Here is a 6,172-nt window from a genome sequence, read left to right as displayed (position 1 = left end):
GCTGCTGCTGATGCTGCTGGGCTATGTGGTCATGGACCTGCGGACTCAGGCGGACGTTTTGTCGAGCACCCTTTCTACACGCATGCTGCCCGCTCTGGCCGTCTCTGCGGCATGCCTCGTTCTAAATCAGCTACTCATGGCCAGCCGCCAGGTGCTCCTGCAAAGACATGCAGGTATTGCTCTGCCCATGGCGGACAGCGTGCGCATCACCTTTGCCGGGCTCTTCGCCAACAACCTCATGCCTGCGGGCATCAGCTACGACCTGACGCGGTTGGTTTATTTTCGGCGCTACGGCGAGCAGGGCGCGGCCAGCGTAGGCGGGCTCGTGGTCCTGGACCGCTTCCTGGGACTCCTGGGCCTTTCGACCCTGGCGCTATGCGCCTTCACGGCTCTAAACCAGCTGTACCCCGATGCCGTGCCCGGAGAAGCGAGCAGACTCCTGCTCTATGCCACTCTTGCCCCGCTGCCCCTTGGCGCAGTTATTCTCGGCCTGCGCCATGACTCCACCTTTGATTTCTGCTCGCGCCTTGCCGGGCGGCTGCCCTTGGGGGGAGCCGCCCAAAACCTGCTGGCAGGAATGCGGCAGTTCTCCGCGCGCAAGCGCGTGCTGCTTCTGGCCTTGGCCCAGGCGGCGCTAGGACATCTGTGCACTGTGGCAGGCGTGGCCTGCATCGCCTATGGCCTATTCGGGCAGCAGGCGGCGCTTGGCAGCATCCTGGTTTCACCGCTGGTATTCTTCGCTTCTTCGATACCGGTGACTCCCTCAAACCTGGGCTGGACCGAGACCGTGGCCGGGGCCATGTGGGCCGTTTTCGGACTCTCAGGAGGGCTGGTGATCTTTCTTCTGTGGCGAATGGTGTCCATGTTTGTTTCCCTGGTCGGTTGCGCGGCCTATCTCAACCTGCGTGCACAGTCCGCGCAGCGCTCCAAGGCATCCTGATATGTGCGGCATCGTCGGCTTCACCGGCCCGGCCAACCCAGAGCTTCTGCGAGCCATGAACCAGGCCATCGTCCACCGCGGCCCGGACGAAGACGGCTTTTGCGAAGTTCCTGGCGTCAACCTGGCCATGCGCAGACTGTCTATCATCGACATCTCCGGCGGTCGCCAGCCCGTGGCCAACGAGACCGGCGAATTGCGCCTCGTCTTCAACGGCGAGATATACAACCACGTGGACCTGCGCCAGGGCCTGATGGAACGCGGGCACGCCTTCCGCACTGACCATTCGGACACCGAGACCATTGTGCACCTGTACGAGGAGCGCGGGGCTGACTGGGCGAGCCAGGCCAATGGCATGTTCGCCGTGGCCATCTGGGACACTCCGCGAAAACGGCTTGTCCTGGCCCGAGACCGCGTGGGCAAGAAACCCCTGTATTACGCCGTGGCGGGGGGGGAAATAATCTTCGCTTCGGAACTCAAGTGCCTGCTGCTGCATCCCGGTATCCGCCGCGACATGGACCCAGCCGCCCTATTTCAGTACCTGGGCATGAAGAACGTCAGCGCGCCGCAGAGCATCTTTTCGGCGGTACGCCAGTTGCCCGCCGGGCACAGCCTGGTATGGGAGAACGGTGAGGCCCGCGTACGCCCTTACTGGCGGGCGGATTTCTCCCCCCTGCCGGAACCGCCGTCTCTTGAAGAGGCCGCCACCGAAGTGCGGCGTCTGCTCACCGACGCAGTGCGCCTGCGCATGGACTGCGACGTTCCCTATGGGGCATATCTTTCCGGTGGCGTGGACTCGTCTGCGGTGACGGCGTTGATGGCCCGGCTGCATGGCCAGCCGGTGAAGACCTTCTGTCTGGGTTATGCCGACGACGCGACGGGCCAATTTGCGGGCAAGGCGCAGGACATCCACTACGCCCGGGAAATGAGCCAGCGCCTGGGCACGGAGCACCACGAGCTCATCATCGACGCGGCCTTCTTCGCCGACAAGATGCCCGAGATCGTGCGCAGTTTCGACGAGCCCTTCTCCGGCACGGTGTCCACCTTCTTCCTGTCCATCCTCATCCACGAGCACGTAAAGGTGGCGCTCTCCGGCGACGGGGCGGACGAGCTCTTCGCCAGCTACCTGCCGCACCGCCTAGCCTTCCCCATGGAGGCGCTGCTCACCTGCCGAGCCATGGGCAAGACGCGTCGCGAGGACCTCTCGCCCGTGGAACTTGCGCGGCTGGCTCCCTTCGACTCCCCGGCGCAATTCGCCTTTCTCTCGCGCAGCGCCCATGCCTCCCAGGTCGGCTGGCGCGACAAGATCGCCGTATTCCCGATGGAGGAGCGCCTGGCGCTTTTCTCCCCGGAGTTCCTGGCCCGGGTGCCCCAGGCCCAGCGCCACGACCCGTACGCCGGGCTGGAAGCCGCCCTCACCTCCGGGGACGACGCCCTGAATCGCGTGCTGGAGGTCGACCAAGCCGAGCTGTTGCAGAACCAGATCCTACCCTTTGTGGACCGCCTGAGTATGGCCCACAGCATCGAGGTGCGCTGTCCCTTCCTGGACCACCGATTGGTGGAGTACGTGAACCGTTTGCCAGGTCGTTACAAGATCGGCGGAGAGTCTGGCCAGCCCGTAAACAAGCGTGTGCTCAAGGCCGCCGTGGCCGACCTGCTGCCGCCAGAGCTCATCAGCCGCCCCAAAGAGGGTTTCGTTCAGCCCATCTACACGTGGATGCACGGGGCGCTCAAGGACTGGACGCTCGGCTGCCTGGACGACCTGCCCGAAGGCATGTTCAGCCCCGCCCCCCTGGCGGAACTCAAGGCGCGCTTCGTCGGCGGCGACGCGTCCCTGAACGCCCGGGTGTGGAACTTGGCATGCCTGGGCTTGTGGTGGCGGGAGTATGGCTTGACAACGCCATGAGAACAGGAGATTATTTTTTAACAATGCTGGAAACTGGCCCAGTAGTATTGAAGTCCCTCGGCGAGGACGAACTGGATCAGACGCGCGCCTGGGCCAACGCCCCGGAATTGCAGCGCCTGATCCTGCGTTCGGGTCAGGTGGCGCCCGAGGACCAGCGCCTCTGGTTCGAGCGCCTGCGGGCCGACAAGACGCGGCTGGTCTTTGCCGTGTTCGAGCACGGGCGGCACGTGGGGAACACCGGTTTCTACCACATCGACAGCACCCACGAGCGGGCGGAGTTCTGGATACTCCTGGGCCGAGACGGAAGCCGGGGCAGGGGCCTCGGCAAGGCGGTGCTGGGCCTCATGCTGGAGCACGGGTTCGGCGCGCTGGGCCTGAACAAGATTTTTCTGCACGTGGGCGAGGGCAACCTCCCCGCCAAGCGTCTGTACGAAAGGTTCGGCTTCCGCCAGGAGGCCCTGCTGCGTGAGCATTACCTCATCGAAGGGGCCCGGGTGAACGTCCTTGGCATGTCCCTTCTGCGGAGCGAATACCATGGCGAAAAGTGATTTGAGCAAGGCCGACAGAACCCAGGAGGCGGTGGAGTTTCCCCGCGTTGTGCTTATCGACAACACCAACGCCTGCAACCTGCGCTGTTCCATGTGCGACCATCCCAATGTGAAGAACTACCGCAAAGTCCAGGTCATGGACCTCGGGCTCTACCGCAAAATCATCGACGAGATCGCCGTGGAGAATCCCAGCGCACGCATTTGGGGCATCTTCTTCGGCGATCCCTTCATGTGCCGGGACATCGCCCAGCGCATAGAGTACGGCAAGGACAAGGGCCTCACCGACATGGTGCTCAATACCAACGGCGTGCTCATGAGCCCGGAGAAGGGCCGCGCGGTCATCGAGGCCGGACTCGACGCCCTGTATGTGGGCATCGACGCCGCCAACGCCGAAACCTACGCTCAAATTCGCGTGGGCGGAGACTACGACAAGGCGGTGCGAAACGTGTTGGCCTACCGCGACGCGCTGCGCGAGGTGGGCAAGCCCCACCAGAAGCTTTTTGTGCAGTTCGTCGTCAGCGACATCAACGAGGACCAGGTGGAGCCCTTCAAAGAGTTCTGGTCCGGCCAGGGCATCAACGTGAAGATTCGCCCCAAGGTGAGCTGGGCCGGGCTGGTGGACGCCCCCAACCTGGCGGACAACAGCCTGGTTGCGCGCAAGCCCTGCTACTGGCTCATGCAGACCATCAACATCTGCGCCGACGGCCGCGTGGCCTTGTGCTCCGTGGACATCCACTGCCGGGTTCCCTGCGGCGACGTGAGCACGCATTCCATCAAGGAAGTCTGGCAGACAGGCCTTAAGGCCATGCGCGCCATGCACAAGGAAGGCCGCTTCGCCGAGTTGCCGGACATGTGCCGCAACTGCTCGGACTGGCAAAGCGCCTACGCCGACTACAAGCCCGCTAGCTCGGTTCAGGAGAAATAGTCATGGCTGATGAGACCAAAGTGCACACCCAGGAAGAGTACGGCCTTAGACCCGAGGCCAAAGAGTTCCCCATGATGCTGGTGCTCTCCTTCGTCTACGTGTGCAACGCCGGGTGCCCCAACTGCCCGTACAACAATTCCGAGATCCGCGAGTCCTACAAGGACGCCATGCTCATGAGCGACGAGGTTTTTCGGCGCCTGGCCGATGAGGCCGGTCCGCACAAGAGCCTTTTGCGCCTGTCTGGCGGGGGCGAGCCTATGCTGCACCCCAAGGCCGTGGAGCACATCCTTTACGCCAAGCAGAAGGGCTGCCGCATCGGGCTCATCACCAACGGCTCGCGCTTCAACGAGGAGAACCTCACCCAGCTCATCAGCGCCGGGATCGACGCCATTGAGTTCAGCGTGGACGCGGGTGACGCCGAAACCTACGCCACAGTGCGTGCCAACTTGGACTGGGACCGCCTGAACGCAAGCGTGCGCATGGCCGTGGACATCAGAAACCGGCTCAAGTCCCCCACGCGCATTGTCACCAGCGTCATCAACCAGCAGGGCGTGGACGTGGATAAGGCCGAGGCCCACTGGGGCGCCATTGTCGACAAAGTGCAGATTCGCAAGTTCCTCACCTGGGGCTACAACGACGACAAGTCCGCAGACGCAAGCCCCTACCTGCCGCCAGAAGATCGCCTGCCCTGCCCCTGGCTGTTTGAGCGCTTCAACGTGGACTCGCGCGGGGACGTGACCCTGTGCGGCGAGGACATCGCTTTCAAGGAGAAGTTCGCAAACATCATGGAGCGGAGCATCAAGGACATCTGGCTCGGGCCGGAGTTTGAGCGTTTCCGACAACTGCACTTGGCCCGGCGCGGCCACGAACTGCCCATCTGTGCCGCTTGCCCGGACTGGAAGTACCGCTCCTGGCAGTACAACTACTGGAAGGTCCTCAAGGACGCCGACGACAATAAGGCCAAGGGCTAAGGCCACCGGGATCGCCGCGTGCAGCCGCCGTACACCAAAGCCGCCAACGATGCCCTGCCCCTGTTCGACCGGGGCGTGTCGTGCCTGTGCTGGGCCTACAACGAAGAGGAGTGCATCAGGGACTTCCTCCTGCGCATTCACGCCATGCTGCGGGCCAGCTGCGCCGACTACGAGATCGTGGTCATCGACGACTGCAGCATGGACCGGACCAACGAGATCGTGCGCGAGCTTAAGCAGAGCATCCCGCAGATCTCGCTGTACCGCAACGAAACCAACCGCAACGTCGGCTACTCCTGCCAGCGGGCCATCCGCGAGGCCAAAAAGGAGTTCCTGTTCTGGCAGACCGTGGACTGGAGCTACGACATCACGCTGCTGCGCACCTTCCTAGAATTCCTCAAAACCGATGACGTGGTGGCCGGAGTGCGCCGCGCCCCGGTGAGCCAGCGCACCGGCATCTCCAAGATCATCGCCACGGTCTGGCTGCTCTTCGGCCGCCACCTGACCAAGCGTTCCGACACCTTAAGCAAAGCCATTGTCTCCATCAGCAACTACCTGATTATCCGACTACTCTACCGCTTCCCCTTGTCCGACTACCAAAATGTCGTATTCTACCGCACCGCGCTCATCCAATCCCTCAAGACCGAAGCCGACAGCTCCTTCGCCAACCCGGAGTTGCTTCTCAAATCCCACTGGCGCGGTGCCAGCATCAAGGAAGTGCCCATCTCCTTCATTCCCCGCGTGGCTGGCGAGGCCAAGGGCACTAGGCTTGGGAGCATAATGAAGAGCGTGCGTGACGTGTTCGGGTTTTGGCTCAAGTGGGTTGTGCTGGGCGGCCGGGGCAAGGTCACCAAGGGCGCCATCGCCCGGCTCAATCCGGCAGAGTGG

The 6,172-nt window shown here is 63.2% G+C and carries 6 protein-coding genes; all 6 read left to right on the top strand.

The genetic code is table 11. The features are described from left to right. Window positions 1-940, top strand: a 940-nt coding sequence (locus tag Q8O35_RS10215) for a lysylphosphatidylglycerol synthase transmembrane domain-containing protein (protein WP_305572903.1), incomplete at its 5' end; no start/stop codon positions are given. Between the two features lies 1 nt (window position 941). After that, entirely contained in the window at window positions 942-2,843 is a 1,902-nt protein-coding gene (gene asnB, locus Q8O35_RS10210) for an asparagine synthase (glutamine-hydrolyzing) (protein WP_305572901.1), read from the top strand. Between the two features lie 23 nt (window positions 2,844-2,866). Continuing rightward, window positions 2,867-3,391 carry a GNAT family N-acetyltransferase gene (locus Q8O35_RS10205; RefSeq protein WP_305572899.1) on the top strand — a complete coding sequence of 175 codons (525 nt, stop codon included), beginning with the start codon at window positions 2,867-2,869 and terminating at the stop codon, window positions 3,389-3,391. After that, window positions 3,378-4,316, top strand: a complete 939-nt coding sequence (locus tag Q8O35_RS10200; RefSeq protein WP_305572897.1) for a radical SAM/SPASM domain-containing protein — start codon at window positions 3,378-3,380, stop codon at window positions 4,314-4,316. Before Q8O35_RS10205 ends, Q8O35_RS10200 begins: the two co-directional genes overlap by 14 nt. Window positions 4,317-4,318: 2 nt before the next feature. Then, entirely contained in the window at window positions 4,319-5,287 is a 969-nt protein-coding gene (locus Q8O35_RS10195; protein WP_305572894.1) for a radical SAM/SPASM domain-containing protein, read from the top strand. 18 nt (window positions 5,288-5,305) lie between these two features. Further along, a partial coding sequence (locus Q8O35_RS10190) for a glycosyltransferase family 2 protein (RefSeq protein ID WP_305572891.1) occupies window positions 5,306-6,172 on the top strand: 867 nt, incomplete at its 3' end.

The sequence above is a fragment of the Humidesulfovibrio sp. genome, assembly GCF_030689645.1.
Lineage (GTDB): Bacteria > Desulfobacterota > Desulfovibrionia > Desulfovibrionales > Desulfovibrionaceae > Humidesulfovibrio.
Note: the sequence above shows the minus strand (reverse complement) of the source record. Positions and strands in the feature narration are given on the sequence as shown.